Source organism: Lentilactobacillus parabuchneri DSM 5707 = NBRC 107865, assembly GCF_001435315.1.
Classification (GTDB): Bacteria; Bacillota; Bacilli; order Lactobacillales; family Lactobacillaceae; genus Lentilactobacillus; species Lentilactobacillus parabuchneri.
Window position 1 is genome coordinate 23,336 of sequence record NZ_AZGK01000017.1, and the last position, 16,525, is coordinate 39,860.

General features: G+C 44.5%; 16 protein-coding genes. 7 read left to right on the forward strand and 9 right to left on the reverse strand.

Features of this window, described 5'->3' with window-relative positions:
- The first annotated feature begins 1 nt into the window (after nucleotide 1).
- Nucleotides 2-757 (forward strand): type I 3-dehydroquinate dehydratase, encoded by a 756-nt coding sequence (gene aroD / locus FC51_RS10620; RefSeq protein WP_057910809.1) that lies wholly within the window; start codon nucleotides 2-4, stop codon nucleotides 755-757.
- 36 nt (nucleotides 758-793) lie between these two features.
- Here the strand turns inward: aroD and FC51_RS10625 are convergent, their stop codons facing one another.
- From FC51_RS10625 to FC51_RS10650, 6 genes are all read right to left on the reverse strand, one after another.
- Nucleotides 794-2,050: an MFS transporter gene (locus FC51_RS10625; RefSeq protein WP_057910810.1), complete on the reverse strand. Its 1,257-nt coding sequence runs from the start codon at nucleotides 2,048-2,050 to the stop codon at nucleotides 794-796.
- 400 nt (nucleotides 2,051-2,450) lie between these two features.
- Nucleotides 2,451-3,305, reverse strand: a complete 855-nt coding sequence (locus tag FC51_RS10630; RefSeq protein WP_057910811.1) for a transporter substrate-binding domain-containing protein — start codon at nucleotides 3,303-3,305, stop codon at nucleotides 2,451-2,453.
- Nucleotides 3,306-3,324: 19 nt separating this feature from the next.
- Nucleotides 3,325-4,065 (reverse strand): amino acid ABC transporter ATP-binding protein, encoded by a 741-nt coding sequence (locus FC51_RS10635; protein ID WP_057910812.1) that lies wholly within the window; start codon nucleotides 4,063-4,065, stop codon nucleotides 3,325-3,327.
- Entirely contained in the window at nucleotides 4,058-4,747 is a 690-nt protein-coding gene (locus tag FC51_RS10640; RefSeq protein WP_057910813.1) for an amino acid ABC transporter permease, read from the reverse strand. Before FC51_RS10640 ends, FC51_RS10635 begins: the two co-directional genes overlap by 8 nt.
- Nucleotides 4,728-5,390 (reverse strand): amino acid ABC transporter permease, encoded by a 663-nt coding sequence (locus FC51_RS10645; protein ID WP_057910814.1) that lies wholly within the window; start codon nucleotides 5,388-5,390, stop codon nucleotides 4,728-4,730. The genes FC51_RS10640 and FC51_RS10645 overlap by 20 nt, the downstream gene beginning before the upstream one ends.
- A gap of 350 nt (nucleotides 5,391-5,740) precedes the next feature.
- On the reverse strand, nucleotides 5,741-6,499 hold the full coding sequence (locus FC51_RS10650; RefSeq protein ID WP_057911304.1) for an NADPH-dependent oxidoreductase: 759 nt from the start codon (nucleotides 6,497-6,499) through the stop codon (nucleotides 5,741-5,743).
- Between the two features lie 186 nt (nucleotides 6,500-6,685).
- Here FC51_RS10650 and FC51_RS10655 point away from each other — a divergent pair, with 186 nt between their 5' ends.
- Both FC51_RS10655 and FC51_RS10660 read left to right on the forward strand, forming a co-directional pair.
- A complete protein-coding gene (locus FC51_RS10655) occupies nucleotides 6,686-7,366 on the forward strand; it encodes a VIT1/CCC1 transporter family protein (protein WP_057910816.1) in 681 nt (226 codons plus the stop codon).
- Between the two features lie 33 nt (nucleotides 7,367-7,399).
- Entirely contained in the window at nucleotides 7,400-8,104 is a 705-nt protein-coding gene (locus FC51_RS10660) for a VIT1/CCC1 transporter family protein (protein ID WP_057910817.1), read from the forward strand.
- Nucleotides 8,105-8,199: 95 nt separating this feature from the next.
- Here the strand turns inward: FC51_RS10660 and FC51_RS10665 are convergent, their stop codons facing one another.
- Nucleotides 8,200-8,892 carry a matrixin family metalloprotease gene (locus FC51_RS10665; RefSeq protein WP_057910818.1) on the reverse strand — a complete coding sequence of 231 codons (693 nt, stop codon included), beginning with the start codon at nucleotides 8,890-8,892 and terminating at the stop codon, nucleotides 8,200-8,202.
- Nucleotides 8,893-9,146: 254 nt separating this feature from the next.
- On the opposite strand from FC51_RS10665, the gene FC51_RS10670 reads away from it, so the two are divergent.
- Nucleotides 9,147-9,581 carry an Hsp20/alpha crystallin family protein gene (locus FC51_RS10670; RefSeq protein ID WP_057910819.1) on the forward strand — a complete coding sequence of 145 codons (435 nt, stop codon included), beginning with the start codon at nucleotides 9,147-9,149 and terminating at the stop codon, nucleotides 9,579-9,581.
- Nucleotides 9,582-9,677: 96 nt separating this feature from the next.
- Nucleotides 9,678-10,112 (forward strand): Hsp20/alpha crystallin family protein, encoded by a 435-nt coding sequence (locus tag FC51_RS10675; protein ID WP_057910820.1) that lies wholly within the window; start codon nucleotides 9,678-9,680, stop codon nucleotides 10,110-10,112.
- A gap of 398 nt (nucleotides 10,113-10,510) precedes the next feature.
- Here the strand turns inward: FC51_RS10675 and FC51_RS10680 are convergent, their stop codons facing one another.
- Together FC51_RS10680 and FC51_RS10685 are read right to left on the reverse strand one after the other, a co-directional pair.
- Entirely contained in the window at nucleotides 10,511-12,307 is a 1,797-nt protein-coding gene (locus tag FC51_RS10680) for an ABC transporter ATP-binding protein (protein WP_057910821.1), read from the reverse strand.
- Nucleotides 12,307-14,058 (reverse strand): ABC transporter ATP-binding protein, encoded by a 1,752-nt coding sequence (locus FC51_RS10685; protein ID WP_057910822.1) that lies wholly within the window; start codon nucleotides 14,056-14,058, stop codon nucleotides 12,307-12,309. The genes FC51_RS10680 and FC51_RS10685 overlap by 1 nt, the downstream gene beginning before the upstream one ends.
- Before the next feature lie 157 nt (nucleotides 14,059-14,215).
- Between FC51_RS10685 and FC51_RS10690 the strand changes: the two genes are divergently transcribed.
- Together FC51_RS10690 and FC51_RS10695 are read left to right on the forward strand one after the other, a co-directional pair.
- On the forward strand, nucleotides 14,216-15,592 hold the full coding sequence (locus FC51_RS10690; protein ID WP_057910823.1) for a glutamate--cysteine ligase: 1,377 nt from the start codon (nucleotides 14,216-14,218) through the stop codon (nucleotides 15,590-15,592).
- A 103-nt stretch (nucleotides 15,593-15,695) separates the two neighbouring features.
- Nucleotides 15,696-16,436, forward strand: coding sequence for a gamma-glutamyl-gamma-aminobutyrate hydrolase family protein (locus FC51_RS10695; RefSeq protein ID WP_057910824.1), 741 nt, complete (start codon nucleotides 15,696-15,698; stop codon nucleotides 16,434-16,436).
- Nucleotides 16,437-16,525 lie beyond the last annotated feature (89 nt).

Consider the following 16,525-nt stretch of genomic DNA (forward strand, 5'->3'; position numbering starts at 1 on the left):
CATGAGTGGAAAAGTAACCGTTAATCAAACAACTTTTGAGCCCGGCTCGACTAAAGTGGCTGTTCCAATCATGGGACAGACGCCCCAAGAAGTACTCAGCCAGGCTAAAAATGCAATCCGGCAGCATCCCGATGTGATTGAATGGCGAATCGATTATTTTTATGACGCCTTCGATCAGGAAATTTTTCAAAGCACCGCTAACAGTTTAAGGGAAATCCTGGGAGGAACAGTTCTTCTGACAACCTTCCGAACAACTGGTGAAGGCGGAAAGGGCCAGGTGCCGGATTCAGAATACATCAAACTCTATCACTGGATTTTACTTAATCATCTAACGGATATGATCGATATCGAACTTCATTTTGCCGAAGAAACGATTGCTGAATTAGCTTACTTGGCGCACGCTCACCAAATTAAAGTTATCTTGAGTGTCCACGAGTTTGTTGGAACCCCGCCAGAGCTTGAAATTATCAACGTTCTTGAACAAATGGAAAATCAAGGCGCAGACATTGCCAAAATTGCGACGATGCCAAAGAAGTTTAAGGACGTCCTCACGCTAATGCGAGCGACTGCCACTGAGTCTGCCAAGCTGACAATCCCAATCGTTGCCATCTCAATGGGCCCGCTTGGCAAGTTATCAAGAATCGCCGGCCCACTATTTGGATCTGTTATGAGTTTCGCAACGGTTGGAGAAGCCTCGGCGCCCGGCCAGTTAGCAATTGAAGATTTGCGCCAACAAATGACTTTAATTAACAAATAAAAGGAAACTGCAAACCATGCAGTTTCCTTTTTTCATTTATTCGTCCTTCGATTGTCCACCATCAACAGGTGCTGCCCCAAGATGAAGCAAATTCATCACTGAATGGCCAGCCACTGAAAATACATTTCCAGTCCCGATTGCCATTGCGGTTACTACTACCAGCACGGTACCAACCAAGCCGATTAAAACGTCGAAATTCATGACTGATTGGATGCTGATTTGAGATAGTACGCCGGTCACAATCGGAATCGTGAAAGTGGCAATGCTGCCAAAGGTCATGTAGGTACCGGTAATAACGCCTTTATGAGTTGGAAACATCTTGAGCAGAACGTTCAGCGCAACCTGCAAGACGCCGCCTGCTGCGGTAAATCCGAATGTAAAGCAGGCAATTGAAGTAAAAATAACCGATGATGCATTGGCAACTGTGAGTATTGCAATTAACGAAATGGTGTTCATCACCACCAACAATTTGGTTTCCGTAAACTTGAGTTTGAGCAGGATAAACATCACGATCACCCCGCTAATGGAGCCGATGCTGTAAAGCGAAAGCAATCCGTGGGAAACAAGTGAGCTGTATCCCAAGTCTTTGTTGGCAAATAAACTAATCCATTGAGTGAATAAGATCATAATCGCCATGGTCGTGTACCCGTATACGGCAAGAGCAATTGTCGCAATTACCCGCCGGAATTTTGAGAGTGACTGGTGGGCTTCACTAAACGTTTCATCAACATTGTTCCGATCTGGGAAGTGTGCGCCTTTCAAAATGAACAAGTTCACGATTAAAACCAACAATGCACCGATAAAGGACCAACCGAACCACAGATGGCGAGCTTCCAGAGTGGCAATGAATAGCGGCAGAATGAATTCCCCCATCGACATGAAGGCTTTAATAAAGACGTTGGAAGCACTTGAGTTGCCACCCATTTCGACGAAGGTCGGGTAAGTTCCTGAATCAAGGGCAGAATTGGCAACACCGGCAATAATCGCAAACAAGTAGGCAATAGCGATATTGTGAGTGAACGGAATCCCGATAAAGAAGACCATGTAACTCAACGTCCCGGTAAGGACCAGCATTCGACGGCCAAATCGGTCTGACAGGTAGCCAAATAGAAAGTAGGCAATTAACTTACCAATCCCAATTCCGGAGATGACGTACGAGACGGTTGCGATTGGAACACCCCAAAAGCCCCCAAGTGCCTGCATGTTCTGCGTCAAGATGATTAAGCCGATTCCGTGAACCAGGTAGTTCAAGTATAAAGCCATTGATAGTCGACGATTATTTGATTTTGTCATAGTTATCACTCTCCCAAGTATGTAGGTAAATAAAAAGCCAGCCGGATATTAGAAATCCAGCTGGCTAATTTCTGATGCACTCGCTCAAGAAATTATATCAACCCAGCTAGACTCTAGCGTCTAGCTGGCAACAACAAAGTTACGACTTTGCCCAGGTTAGACGCGAACGCGTTGTGCGCCCGCATCTCCCGGGCGCTACTTAAACCATGCATAGCCGTAATAATAGGCATTCAGTTGTTGCAAATGAGTATTCATCGATATAATCTCCCCTTCTTGAAATGTTGTGTTAATTAAAACATATTAGAATTATTTCGTCAACTCTAATATTATTTTAATTTTATTTGATGGTCTTTTAAAAACGAAAAAACAGCCAGGAACCAAGTCCCTGACTGCCAAAATGTTATTTAACTGGTAATACGATATCTGAGGGCTTCACTTCTTTGCCAAAGTAAGGCTTCAACTGCGTGTTGTAGTCCTTTACGAAGAAGCTTTGCTTGGTTAACTTGTCAATTTCCTTGTTAGTCCAGTTGAGAAGTGACTTGTTGCCCTTCTTAACCGCTGGGGCAATGTATGATTTAGGCCCGATGCTCTTAATGCCAACAGTGTACTTCGGATTGTCTTTTGACCATGCGTACAAGTATGAATTATCATCGGCCAACGCAACCCCACGACCATTCTTCAAGGCGTTAAATTGCTGGGTCTTTGAATCGAACTTCAGCAAATTAACATCCGGCTGTTTAGAAGTGAAGTAGTTTTCAGCAGTCGTTCCCTTTGTGACGATCACGTTTTTGCCCTTTAACTGACTTGCGTTGGTAATTGGTTTGCTCTTAGGTGAAACGACACCGACAGATACTTTCATATATGGCTTGGCAAAGTCAATCACTTGTTTTCGCTCTGGTGTCACAGTGAAGTTTGCCAGTACCAAATCAACCTTGTTGGAGTTCAACGCGTCAACCCGGTTGTTGGCGTTAACCTGCACGAATTTCACCTTAACACCAAGGTCTTTGGCAACTTTGTGGGCAAGGGTCACGTCATAACCAACACGCTGACCATCCTTGTTTACCCAGCCGTAAGGTGGTAAATCACCAAAGACCGCAATTCGAATGGTTCCCTTTTTCTTAATCTGTTGAACGGAACTCGGATTAGAACTTTGCGAACTTGATTTCTTGCTATTCCCGCATCCGGAAAGAACCAATAATAGTGTTGCGAAGACACTGATGATGGCAATAATACTTGCTAATGAACGTTTTTTCATGAACTGTTCCTCCTCAATATTAGAAATCCATACTGTCTAAAAATTCCTGTGCGCGTTTCGTTTGCGGTTTACTAAAGAACTGCTCGGAAGGTGTTTGTTCCAAAATATGACCATCTTCCAGAAAAATAACCCGATCGGCAATCTGCTGGGCAAAATTCATTTCATGAGTCACCACAATCATGGTCATGTGGTCAACCTTGGCCAAATCAGCAATAATATTTAAAATGCCGCGAACCATTTCCGGATCCAATGATGCGGTTACTTCGTCAAACAGCATAAAGTCCGGATGAAGTGCCAGCGCTCGAACGATTGCGACCCGTTGCTTTTGCCCACCGGATAATTGCCGTGGATAAGCGTCCGCGTAATCTTCCAGCCCCACTCGTTTCAAAAGTGCCAGGCCTTCTTGCTTTGCCGCCTCTTTGGCTTGCTTTTGAACCTTGGTCGGCCCAAGTAAAATATTATCCAGGACCGACAAATTTGGAAATAGGTCGTAGCTTTGAAATACCATCCCGATCTTTTGGCGAATTTGCTGCCAATTCTTTTCGGTGGGAACAATCTGCTTTCCCTCAAAGGTAATCGTCCCTTGTTGGTATTCCTCAAGACCGTTCAAACAGCGAATCAGCGTACTCTTACCCGATCCCGACGGTCCCAGCAACGTGACAACTTCTCCTTTTTCAACGTGGAAATTAATATCATGTAACACGTGCTTTTTTTGATAGAACTTTTCTAAATGTTCAACTTGTAAAATCTGCTCAGCCATTTGCCCGCTCCAATCTCTTCTTCTCTAACCGTTTTGCCCACCATGATAGCGGATAATCAATCAAAAAGTAGAATAGAAATATCAATCCGTAAACCCAAAAGACGCCGGTCGGATGGGAATGGTTATTGGCCTCAATGATTTGTTGGCCAATATTAATCACGTCCATAACCGAAATCAGCATCAACAGCGAAGTGGTCTTGATGACCCGGGTTGCCAAATTAATGGTTGCCGGAATCTCCAGACTCATCGCTTGGGGAATTAACACGTAGCGATAAAGCTGGTAACGATTGAGCCCGATGGCTTTGCCGGATTCCCGTTGATGTTTGGGAACCGAAATTAAAGCCCCCCGGACAATGTCACTCATTTCAGCAGCAACCCACAACGCAAAAACCAAGGTCGCCAACTGATCTGCCGGCAAATTGAAGTTTAGTTGGCGGGGTAAGATGTAGTAGAACAAAAATAGCAGAACAACCGTTGGGACGATCCGGAAAAATTCCAAGTAGAGCCGCAACAAAACCCGCAGTGGCCGGTTCTTAAACGTTCGCAAAACACCTAGAATGATTCCCAATATTAAGCCAAAAATCAACGCGACTCCGGCAATTTTAACTGTTACCCAGAGTCCGCCAAGCAACCGTTGAAAATTGGTTCCTTCAAATAACACACTAATTCCCGAATGAGCCATAGCGAACCCTCTTTTCTAATAAAGTCAAAATAATCGACAACGGAATTAAAATGATTGCATAGGCGACAACCAACACAAACAGATACTCGTTGGACCGGTAATACATTCCAATCAAATCCAGGGCAGTGTTGGTCAGTTCCGGAATCGCAATCACTGTAAAGATCGACGTTTCCTTGATTAAGAAAATGATGTTGGCCGCCATTGCCGGAACGCTAAGCGAAAAGCCTTGCGGAAAAACAATGTATCTCGCCAACTGAAAACCACTAAGCCCAATCGCCTTGCCAGACTCCAATTGCCCCTTGGAAACGCCGTTGAAGCCACCGGTAAATCCCTCAGCCATGTAACTGCCCCCAAGAAAGATCAGGCCAATGATGCCACAGAGCTCTGCACCAAGCTTAATGCCAATCACCGGAAAGGCATAGTACAGGAAGAATAACTGAATCAATAACGGCGTATTTCGTGATACTTCGACATAAATCGACGCGATCTGATGCAAAATCGGCACTTTGAAGTATTGAAGCAGACTAACAATCAGTCCAACAATAATCGAGCCAACGATCCCAATTAGGGATAGCCACAACGTTAGGACAAAGCCTTTTTCAAACATTGGCAGACTCTGTTGGATAATAGTCCAGCTGCTCATTAACAATCATCTCCCTCACAAGTTTAGTTAACAGTCATTACACAAAAAAGTCCCCGACAACCAGACTCGCTGGTTATCAGGGACGTATTACCGTGGTTCCACCCTTTTTCGCACTTCAGTCAAACAACCAAAATGCCTCGTTTGGAATACATATTTAAGCTGAAACACACAACTCCGAGCGCACTTTCGGAAAACACCTGCCCGCCCTTTCACTTACAGCGGTCGCTTTAATCAGGCATTAACTTACTCTTCTCTTCAACATTGTGAAATTCAAATAATGACTGTCAATCGATTACCTAATAATGTAAAGGTTAATTCGCTAAAAGTCAACTATTATTACTAACAAATATTCAGTGCAGCATAAATCCTTGTTTGCGAATCACGTCAACCAATTCTGCCCGCCGGCCGTGACCGGCAGCCAATTCGGAAACTATGTGATGACTGAAGGTTTCCGTTCTGTCGTTTGAGCTTCGATGCTTATAGTATGCCGCTACCAGAGCATCATAACTTGCTAACTGCTGATCAAAGTTTTCGTCCGAACCATATTGATTGCGAAAATGAACTGCTTCTTTTGGCAACCTTGGTTTTAATTCCGGTTCATCGGCAGGATAGCCCAGCGCAATTCCCAATAGTGGAAATGTCAGCTCCGGTAAGTTCAATAGCTCAATCATTTTTTGAGAATCGTTTAAAATGCTCCCCATGATTGTGCCACCAAGCCCCATGCTTTCGGCCGCAACCATGATATTTTCCGTAGCGATTGCGGTATCAAAGACACTGGCAAGAAACTTATCCATTGAATGAAGGATGAACGGATCGCTGTCATGTGCTTTGGCAATTCGTAAATTTCGATGTTGGTCTGCCACCATCACGAAGTAGTGACCAGCGTTCATCAACCAATGATGTCCGCTAATCCGACCAATTTCTTTAAGGATCTCTGGGTCTGTGACACTAATAATTGAGTATTGCTGGGAAAAAGTACTGGTCGATGCGTGTTGGGCAGCATCCACCAAAACAGCAACCTGTTCATTAGTGAGTGGCTTGTTCTGAAAGTTGCGAATACTTCTGTGCTGAGTTAATTGGTCAATGATTGGATTGGTCAAAAGTGGCATCTCCTAAACTATTGTGTGGCTAACTATTTGATAGTGATTCTAAATTGGGACTTTAATTATGATGTAAAAAGTGGCATGATGAAGTTATCATTACAGGCAATACTTTTGATTTACATTTTAAGTACGAAGGTATAGAATTAATTTCGTTAGATAATAATGATTATAAACTACAAAGCAGGTGATTCGATGGCGAAGAAAAGATCGCTCTCACAAAAGATTAACGTTCTAAGGGCTTCCGTAATGGGTGCCAACGATGGTATCGTCTCAGTTGCCGGGATCGTTATTGGTGTTGCCGGAGCTACTTCGAGTAATTTTGCTATTTTTATTTCAGGAATTTCCGGTATGCTGGCCGGAACGGTTTCAATGGCAATGGGTGAATGGGTATCCGTCAACACCCAAAAAGATTCACAGCGCCATGCAATCAGCCTTCAAAAAGCGGCCCTCAATTCCGCGTATGACAATGAATTTAACACGGTTCAGCATAAGTTGATGGGTGATGGCATTTCATCGGATCTCGCCAAACAAGCGACCTCTGAAATGATGAGTAAAGACCCGGTCAAGACGACCGTTCGCCAAAAATACGGCTTTAACGTTGGTGAATACACTAACCCATTATCAGCAGCGATCGCTTCAATGATTTCATTTCCAACAGGGTCAATTCTACCACTTTTAGCCATTACATTGTTCCCCAAGGCAATCCGAATTCCCGCTACGTTTATTGCGGTGATTATCGCGCTGGCCATTACCGGATACACCGCAGCTCAACTGGGGAACGCCAATAAAGTTCGTGGCATGATTCGAAATATCGTTTCGGGTGTCTTGACGATGCTTGTGACCTACACCATCGGAACATTAATTGGATCTTGATCATTTAAAAGAACGTAGAGGGGAGCAAAAAGTATGGTAAGCGTTCGTTCTAAGAAGAAAAAAGACGGCCAAACAATGGACGAAAAGCTCAATACGCTGCGTGCCGGCGTGTTGGGTTCCAATGATGGTATTTTAACCGTTGTTGGTGTCCTATTTAGTGTTGCGGTTGCAACAACCAATCAATTTACAATTTTCATTGCCGGATTATCTGACCTATTGGCCTGTGCTTTTTCAATGGCATCGGGCGAGTACGCATCCGTTAGTACCCAAAAAGATACCGAACAATCGGTCGTCGAAAAAGAAAAAGCCTTACTCAAAACTAATTATGAAGATCAATTGAACGTCGTTTCAGACTACTACGTTGATCAAGGGGTTACCAAACAAACTGCGGATAAGATTGCCAAAGATTTAATGAGCAAAAAGCCTTTGGAAACCATTGTCAATGTCAAGTATGATCTGCAGCTCGGACATTATATGAACCCCTGGGACGCAGCTTTCTCATCGTTATTTTCAGCTGCTGCCGGTGGTATTTTCCCACTTGTGGCGATGACTGTAACGCCTGTTGCATTTCAGTGGCCGGCTACTATCCTGGCCGTCTGCCTATCAGTTGGCATCACCGGATTTTTGAGCGCCCGCTTAGGAAATGGTTTGGTCAAAACAGCCATTATCAGAAACATTATTGTCGGCATTATCACCATGATCATTCACTATTCAGTTGGTATGCTACTGGCTGTTTAAAACAATTCAATCATGTAGAATATGAGAAGCGACTTCATGGGAGCCGCTTTTTTTGTATAAAAATCTGCTCATATCAAGAACGGGGTGACGGCCCATCACCTCTCCGGTATCCCCTCATACAACTGCGCCAGATGCTTGGCGTCAACTTCGGGAATGTTGTACAAATAGGTTGGGGCAGCTTCCTGCATGATGGAATGAGGACTATCGCTGTGTTCGAGCCCTAAATCATGACCCAGTTCGTGCATCGCTACACTGGCCTGTTCGTTGACAGAATCATAGTGTGCTTGTTTCATCGAATTAATAATCAAATAGCTTTTATTTTGATGGACAAATAACGGTATCCCGTCCACATGGCCAAATTCCTCTCTTGTATAACCGACAACGCCGCCAGCGATGTTCTCAACGGTCCCACCGCCTTCATGATAGGACGTCTTCACACTCAAAATAATGTCAGCTTGACTAGAATTCCCTGCTGGTATCAGATTAACCACATCAACCGCATTCCACGCCTTAATTGCCCGCATCCAAGCTTGTCGATAATGGCCAGGCGTCGTCTCAGTAATGTGATAAGAGATTGTCTTGGTTGACCAATGGAAATTTGTTTTTGGACTATAGGCGGGCGTCGTGGTTGTATCCACTTGCTCGGTCGGCACGTTATTTTCATCAACCACGGCCGGCGATAAACTCGTTGAAAATCCAACTAGCCAAATGATTAGGCTGATCAAGAATGCGCCAATTGACAGCCAGATTACGCGTTGAATGAAATTTTTGCTGAATAATTCGTTCATTTCTATTGTTCACCCAACTTCCATATTTGACAGGTTAAGCATAGCACATCGCCGATTGTAAGGGGCTTTCATCATATTCAACTTCGAAAAAGAAGGGCCATTTTTAGCACTCTCAACATTCGAGTGCTAAATGCTGGCATTCATTTCAAAACTGATTATTATAGAAGATGAAAGGTAACAGAGGAGCGAAAAAGTGAAGCGTTGTTCCGACATTACCTGATCATAATTAATTCGAAAATAAGGAGATCGATATTATGGCAAATGAATTAATGAATCGTTTCGACTTGGATCCGTTCTTTGATCGTATGGCACATCGTTTCTTCAGCCCTTCGGATTTTGATAAGGACTACGAGAACTTTGGTAGCCTTAAGACAGACATTAACGAAACTGATAAAGACTATTCATTAAAGATTGATGTTCCCGGTGTTGATAAAAACAATATTCATTTGAATTACCAAGATGGTGTATTGTCCTTGAACATTAACCAAGAGCACACCAGCGAACAAAAAGATGAAAACGGCAAGGTCATTGCCAGCGAACGTAGCCACGGTGTCATGTCACGCAGCTATTCATTACCGGGTGTTGACCGTGACAATATCTCAGCTCACATCGACAACGGTGTTTTGAACGTTACATTACCAAAAGTAACCGAGAGTGAAGACAAGTCAGGAAATATTGATATTCAGTAAAAATTTGATTGGGGGAACGTGACGCAACAATCATGTTTCACCACCCTTGACGCTTATTAATTTACATTATTAATAAACAAAAAGGAGATTGGTATTATGGCAAATGAATTAATGAATCGTTTCGCAATGGATCCGTTCTTTGATACTTTGGCACGTCGCTTCTTTAGCCCAGCTGATGCAGATAATGACTACATGGCAACGGGTGATTTGAAGACCGACATTACCGAAAACGACAAGAACTACGTCATGAAAGTTGATGTCCCTGGTGTTGATAAGAACAATATCCACTTGGCATATCAACATGGCGATCTGGCATTAAGCATTGACCAAGAAAATGATTCCGAAAAGAAGGATGAACAAGGTCGAGTGGTTGCCAGCGAACGTCGTCATGGCGTCATGTCACGAACTTACGAATTGCCTGGTGTTGACCGCGATCACATCTCAGCCCAAATGAATGACGGCGTCTTAACTGTAACGTTACCAAAGGCTGCAGATAGTCAGCAAGACAATGGCCAAATCGAGATTCAATAATCAGATGCTATGATATAACAAAAGCGTTCACTTCGAAAGATTGTTTCGAGGTGAACGCTTTTAGTATGGCGATTTTGCAGAAAAGTGTGCCACAAAGCAGTAACTTGCACCTAAGGGGACTGCTGGGAAAATCAAACTCGATTTTTCCAGAAGCCCCCTCCCTGTTTAGTGCATTACTTTTATCTAGCTGAAACGTGCCTCAAACGGCTGATCCCGGCCATTTAAGGCGAACAAGTCATCATTCCAAAGCCGGGAATAATAAATTGTTTCTGCTACTTTGCTGAAAAACGTGCTCCACAAAGCAGCAACTTGCACCTAAGGAGACTTTGGGAAAAATCAAACTCGATTTTCCCCAAAGTCTCCTTAGGCTCCAGTTGCTAAGCGCTTTGTTCCGCACTCTAGTCTAAATGCGCCGAATTTTGCAACTGGATCATATCATAATAAAAGCCGTGCTTCTGCAGCAATTCATCATTGGTTCCCCGCTCGACAATTCTTCCTGACTCAAGGACCAGGATCAAATCCGCGTTTTGGATCGTCGACAATCTGTGGGCAATCGCAATCGTTGTTCTTCCCTCTTGGAGCTTAGCCAATCCGGCTTGAATTACCTGCTCGGTTTCCGTATCAATATTTGCGGTTGCCTCATCCAAAATTAGAATTTTGGGATCCGTCACCAGCGTTCGGGCAAATGAGATTAACTGTCGTTGACCACTGGAATAGCTGGCCCCACGCTCAATGACCCGAGAATTATATTGATCCGGTAAGTCTTCAATAAATTGATCTGCCTGAACGAACCGCGCCGCTTCTCGAACCTCTTCGTCAGTGACTTCTTGATTAAACATTCGAATATTTGAGGCCACCGTCCCATAGAACATAAACGGCTCCTGCAGAACCAAGCCCATTTTTTTGCGTAACTCCTGAATCGAATAGTCACGAATGTCTCGGTCATCGATCAGGATTTCACCGGAACCAAATTCATAAAAGCGCATCAAGATATTAATCATAGACGTCTTTCCACTCCCGGTTTCACCAACCAGCGCGACTGTCTGCCCCGGCTCTGCCACAAAGGAAATATCGTGGAGGACATCGTTTTTGCCGTCATATGAAAATGTGACGTGTTTAAATTCGATCTTGCCTTCCGTAATTCGGGCATCCGGGTCGACGTGCTGCTTCGGTTCATCGGTTTGATCATCCATAATCTTAAGCACCCGTGATCCGGCAACCACACCATCTTGAAAGTCACTCAATCGGTCCATCATTTCAGACATTGGGTTGTAGAAATTGGACAGATAAGTAATGAACGCATAAATAATTCCGGCGGCCACGTAACCATGAAGACCCCGAATACCAAACATCCCCAACGCCAGAACAGTGCCCAATGCGTAGAACAGATTAATGATTGGGTTTAACAGCAATGAGTTAATTCGAATCATCGCCCGCCGAGTGTCATAGTACTGATCATTTGTATCGCTAAACTCTTGGTTAATCCGCTTTTCTTGACGGAACTGCTGCACCACGCTGATTCCGGTAATCCCTTCAGCCAACTTGGCGTTTAACAGACTCAGCCGTTCCCGCATCCGCCGATAAACTCGGGTACTGTATCGCTGATAGTACCAGACCGTGACAAACAAAAATGGCATGAAGACCAGCAACCACATCGCAATCTTTGCGTCAGCCAGATACATGGCAACAAACGACGAAATCATCGCCGATATCGTGACCACCAGGCTGCTGAAAAGTGCCCAGAAGTTCGCAAACGCCATCGTATCATTTGTGAGTCGGGAAAGGATTGAACCGCTTGGGGTTTGGTCGAAGTAACGCATCCCCAAGGTGTGCAATTTTGCAAACAGTTTCCGACGGGTATTTTCAAGCATATACTCGGCGCCCATTTCATATAAATACGTTTGAGCAAACTGCATGATCGCCTTTGACAGCATGCCGAAGAAATACAGGCCGGCAAAGAACCACATCATCGCAAAGTCAGTGTGTCCGACAACCAAGTGCGAATCCATAAAAGTTTGAATGATTCGGGGCAGTAAAATATTGACAACGGCAACCGCAATCGCAAACAGAACCGAAAAGTAAAAGTACCATTTGTAGGGAGCCGCATACTTAAACAATCGCCAAATGATGTGCATCTGTTGTTTAATCGGGATACTTTTCGACCAAGCGGATTGGTGCTTCGTTGAATTATCCATCAGCTTTTTGCCCCCTTCACTTTGGTTTCCAGTTCCTGTCTCTCAAACATGTCGTGATACCAGCCACCACGGGCCATTAATTGATCATGGGTCCCGCGTTCAACAATTCGACCATCATCAATCACTAGAATTTCATCTGCGTTCATGACTGAACTCAAACGATGAGCCGAAATGATTGTCGTCTTATCGGACCGTTCGGCATGCAAATTCTCCAAAATCTGAGTTTCCGTTTCCGCGTCCACGGCAGATAGCGCATCATCCAAGATTAATAACTCTGGATTAATTAAAAGAGCGCGGGCAATCGACAACCGCTGACGCTGGCCGCCAGAAAGCGAGATGCCTTCCTCACCAACCGCAGTATCGTATCCCTCGGGCATTCCTGTAATCTGATCATACAAATCGCTCTTCTTAGCGGCTGTTTCAACCTCAGCCTGTGTCGCGTTTGGCCGGGCAAAACGGATATTTTCTCGAATGCTTTCCGAAAACAGAAAAGTATCCTGTGGCACGTACCCGATCGCTGGAATCAAGGCGTCCATCTTGTATTTTTTGATGTCAATGCCGCCAAATTTAATGGTGCCTTCATAATTATCAAACTGGCGTAAAATCAGTCTGAGAATGGTACTTTTACCCGAACCAACTTTACCAACCAGACCAACTGTTTTTCCAGCCGGCACCTTAAAATCGATGTCCTGCAAAGCCAGCCGCTTATCGCCAGGATACGAGAACCGCTTAACGTCATAGTCAAGCTCCCCCTTGGGAGAAGTCGCCACCCCATTAGGATCATCAATCACTTTACTTTTTTGATTAATTAAGTCCATAACCCGATCGTAGCTGGCATTTCCACGTTCCAGTGTATTGAACAGCATCCCGATCGCAAACATTGGCCAGATCATCATGGCCAGATAGGAAACAAACGAGACCAGCGAACCAATCGTAATCGTCCCGTTAGTCACTAAATAGCCACCATAAACAATGGTAATGACATACGACAAGGCAATAATCATGGTTGTCATTGGATCAAACATCGAATCCAACAAGTTAACCCGTCGATTGATATTAATGGTCCGCGCAACCTGGTTATCAAAGTCCTGCATGTCTTCTTTTTGCTGGCCGAGACCTTTAATGACCTTGATTCCGGTAATACTTTCCTCAGCCTTGTTATTCAGTCGTGAAAACGCGGCCTGAGAATCTCTAAATGCAAAATGAATTTTCGTCCCCAAATAACGCGCCATCACAGCCAATAATGGAAACGGTAAAATGGCAATTAACGTTAATCGCCAATCAATTAGGGTAACCATGGCAATCAGCGTCGTTCCTCCAGTAATCATGGAGTCGGCAAACTGGAGAATGCCACCGCCGGCAACCCGCTGAATCGCTGACAAATCATTGGTTGCATGGGCCATTAAATCACCGGTCCGGTAATGTTGAAAGAATTCATGATCCATACTGGTGTAATGGAAAAATAGCCGGTTCCGCAAAACCTTTTCAAGCTTGGCTGCCTCGCCCCAAATCGCCGTTCGCCATAAGTACCGGGCACCATATTGGGCAAAGGAAACAATTGTTAAGACAATCAATAAAAATGCCAGGTATTTTGCGGTTAACTTACCGTTGTGAATTGAGTCAACCAAGTTTCCGATAATCCGTGGTGGAACGATTCCCACCAGCGCCGTCAGCAGCAGGCCAAACAATCCGACCAGGTAGATTTTCCATTCCCGTTTGAAATACCATCCCAGCTTGACGAAGATACTCATGATTTCACCTCTAAATTAGAATCAGATTAAATAAAACAATTTTAGCACAAATCTTTGATTGATAACACTAAAGTCATTGCTTACAACGCATTATAGTGTTAGTATTTTGACATCAATTATCATCAAATTTTAATTAATCAGACTAAGGAGGAATGCTATGTTTAGCGAAATCGGTCAGTTAATATTCGATAATGAGGCTGTGGCCAAGACCTCAGATTTTACGATGGGCTTGGAAATTGAAATGCAGCGGGTTGATGAAAATGGGAACTTCAGCCAGGAACCCTATCCTGCCGCAGCTGGAAATGAACAAACCAATCCCTGGATCACCAATGATTTTTTGGAAACGATGTCTGAGGTGGTAACACCACCTGCCGCTCACGCGTTAGATGCCATGCACTATTTGTTTAGTATTAATAACGCACTCAGATCAGCGCTATCACCAGGTGAATTATTGTGGCCGTTATCCATGCCACCGCGTTTACCTAAGGACAAATCCGCCATTCCGTTGGCTAAGATGGGTCCTGAAAAGGAAGCCTACCTCAAAGAATGGGTCAAACGCCACGGATTTTCGGCAGGAACGCCTTGTGGTGCCCACATTAACTTGAGCATTGATCCCCACGTCTTCGAACTAGTATTGGATCAAATGGGCGATCAGTTCAAATCAAAAGTTGAACTTCAAAATTATTTGTACGCAAAAGTTGCACAGGGATTTTTACGTTACCGATGGGTCATTACATATCTATTTGGTGCCAGCCCAATTGCTGAAGCCAACTACTTCAAATCTGGTGAGGGCCCAAAGAAGCCTATCCGGAGTATTCGTCAAAGTTCCCATGGATTTGGGAATCCATTTACCGGGGATTACACCAACGTCCAACGATACGTCGACCGAATTGAAAAGGGCGTAGCGGATGGCAAGCTGATTTCTGATTACGAATTTCACGGCGCCGTTCGCTTTAAGGGTAACAGTCATCTCAAAGAGCTTCCTAAAACGGGGATTAATTACCTTGAATTGCGGATGCTCGACCTTGACCCCAGCAGTTCGGTGGGGATTCGAACCAATACGCTACGTTTTATCCGATTGTTAGCCAGCTACTTTATTATGTCGCCGGCACTGAATCCTGACGAAGTTCAAAAGGTCATCGCCCGTTCAGATAAGATGAATGAAGCCGTCTCTGAAGAACACCCCAATGATGTTTCGAAGTACCAAGCAAATGCAAGGGCCTTTCTTCAAAGCTTGGAAATGTATGCCAATAGGATTCAACTGGGACCGGAATACCAAGAAGAACTTCAGGATCTGCAGGATCGGGTGGAAAATCCGTTGACGACGCCGAGTGCCAAGTTGTTAACCCACATTAAGGACGGATCGCTCACAGACTACGCGTTAAACCGAGCCAAACGTTACCAGCAATCAGCCCTGCAATCGATTCGTCCATTTAAGGGATTTGAGAATCACGCCAAACTATCAGCGAATGACTTGAAACATGAATTGTTTAAGGGCAGCTGGGAGCCTGACAAAGATAAAGACCAGGCCTAGTGCGATTTTTAGTTGGCAGCGTTCAAAATTTCGCTTTAATTGAATGGTTTGGAGTACAATAACAAAAGTATATGTAAAGTGATTATTTTGAGGAGGGATTTTATTGCGCCCAAGAATTGCACTACCTGCGGACACACTTGCTGAAGCGACGAACGTCATCAACGAGAGAAACGCCGCGTTTGCACCACGACCGGCAATCGAAGCAATCGTTAAGTCTGGTGGGGTTCCAGTTATTTTTCCAAGTGTTAATCCCGAAGATGTGCGCGATTATATGACACTGTTTGATGGCGTCTGTTTCCTCGGTGGCGCGGATGTCGACCCAACTTTTTACGGAGAGGAACCTTTCCAAAAGCTGGGAATGACTTATTTAAAACGTGACTTATTTGAAATTGAGCTATTAAAACAATCAGTGACGGCGGGAAAAGCCATCATGGGAATTTGCCGCGGTATGCAGCTGATTAACGTCGGACTTGGTGGAACACTCTATCAAGATTTGTCACAGGACCTGCATGCGACCCTCAAGCACTCTCAGGAGGCGCCTGGCAACATGCCTTCCCATCATGTCACAGTGGACCCGGACAGCCGTCTAAACGATATTATCGGCCAACGCCCGTACGTTAACTCAAGGCACCACCAAGCGGTCAAAGATGTCGCTCCATATCTGAAAGTAACCGCCAGAGCAGACGATCAAGTGATTGAAGCGATTGAGTCGGTGAACACGGACCAAATCCTAGCAGTCCAATGGCATCCGGAAAACATCTTCAAGCATTTCGAAGATTCAAGAAAGTTGTTCAAAGACTTTATTGATAGAAGCCAGAAGGTGGCGGATAGGACAAGAAAATAGAGTGCGTACCAAGCCGGGGAGCTTTCGAGCATTAGTGTAACAACAGACTTTGACGCGTTTCGCGTTGAAGTCTGTTGTTGGACTAAGCG

Coding starts and splice junctions, on each gene's coding strand:
- FC51_RS10650 (WP_057911304.1), bottom strand. CDS start 6,499: ATGCCACTTTTGACCAATCCAATCATTGACCAATTAACTCAGCACAGA.
- FC51_RS10680 (WP_057910821.1), bottom strand. CDS start 12,307: ATGGATAATTCAACGAAGCACCAATCCGCTTGGTCGAAAAGTATCCCG.
- FC51_RS10635 (WP_057910812.1), bottom strand. CDS start 4,065: ATGGCTGAGCAGATTTTACAAGTTGAACATTTAGAAAAGTTCTATCAA.
- aroD (WP_057910809.1), top strand. CDS start 2: ATGAGTGGAAAAGTAACCGTTAATCAAACAACTTTTGAGCCCGGCTCG.
- FC51_RS10660 (WP_057910817.1), top strand. CDS start 7,400: ATGGTAAGCGTTCGTTCTAAGAAGAAAAAAGACGGCCAAACAATGGAC.
- FC51_RS10630 (WP_057910811.1), bottom strand. CDS start 3,305: ATGAAAAAACGTTCATTAGCAAGTATTATTGCCATCATCAGTGTCTTC.
- FC51_RS10645 (WP_057910814.1), bottom strand. CDS start 5,390: ATGAGCAGCTGGACTATTATCCAACAGAGTCTGCCAATGTTTGAAAAA.
- FC51_RS10690 (WP_057910823.1), top strand. CDS start 14,216: ATGTTTAGCGAAATCGGTCAGTTAATATTCGATAATGAGGCTGTGGCC.
- FC51_RS10655 (WP_057910816.1), top strand. CDS start 6,686: ATGGCGAAGAAAAGATCGCTCTCACAAAAGATTAACGTTCTAAGGGCT.
- FC51_RS10640 (WP_057910813.1), bottom strand. CDS start 4,747: ATGGCTCATTCGGGAATTAGTGTGTTATTTGAAGGAACCAATTTTCAA.
- FC51_RS10665 (WP_057910818.1), bottom strand. CDS start 8,892: ATGAACGAATTATTCAGCAAAAATTTCATTCAACGCGTAATCTGGCTG.
- FC51_RS10685 (WP_057910822.1), bottom strand. CDS start 14,058: ATGAGTATCTTCGTCAAGCTGGGATGGTATTTCAAACGGGAATGGAAA.
- FC51_RS10625 (WP_057910810.1), bottom strand. CDS start 2,050: ATGACAAAATCAAATAATCGTCGACTATCAATGGCTTTATACTTGAAC.
- FC51_RS10675 (WP_057910820.1), top strand. CDS start 9,678: ATGGCAAATGAATTAATGAATCGTTTCGCAATGGATCCGTTCTTTGAT.
- FC51_RS10670 (WP_057910819.1), top strand. CDS start 9,147: ATGGCAAATGAATTAATGAATCGTTTCGACTTGGATCCGTTCTTTGAT.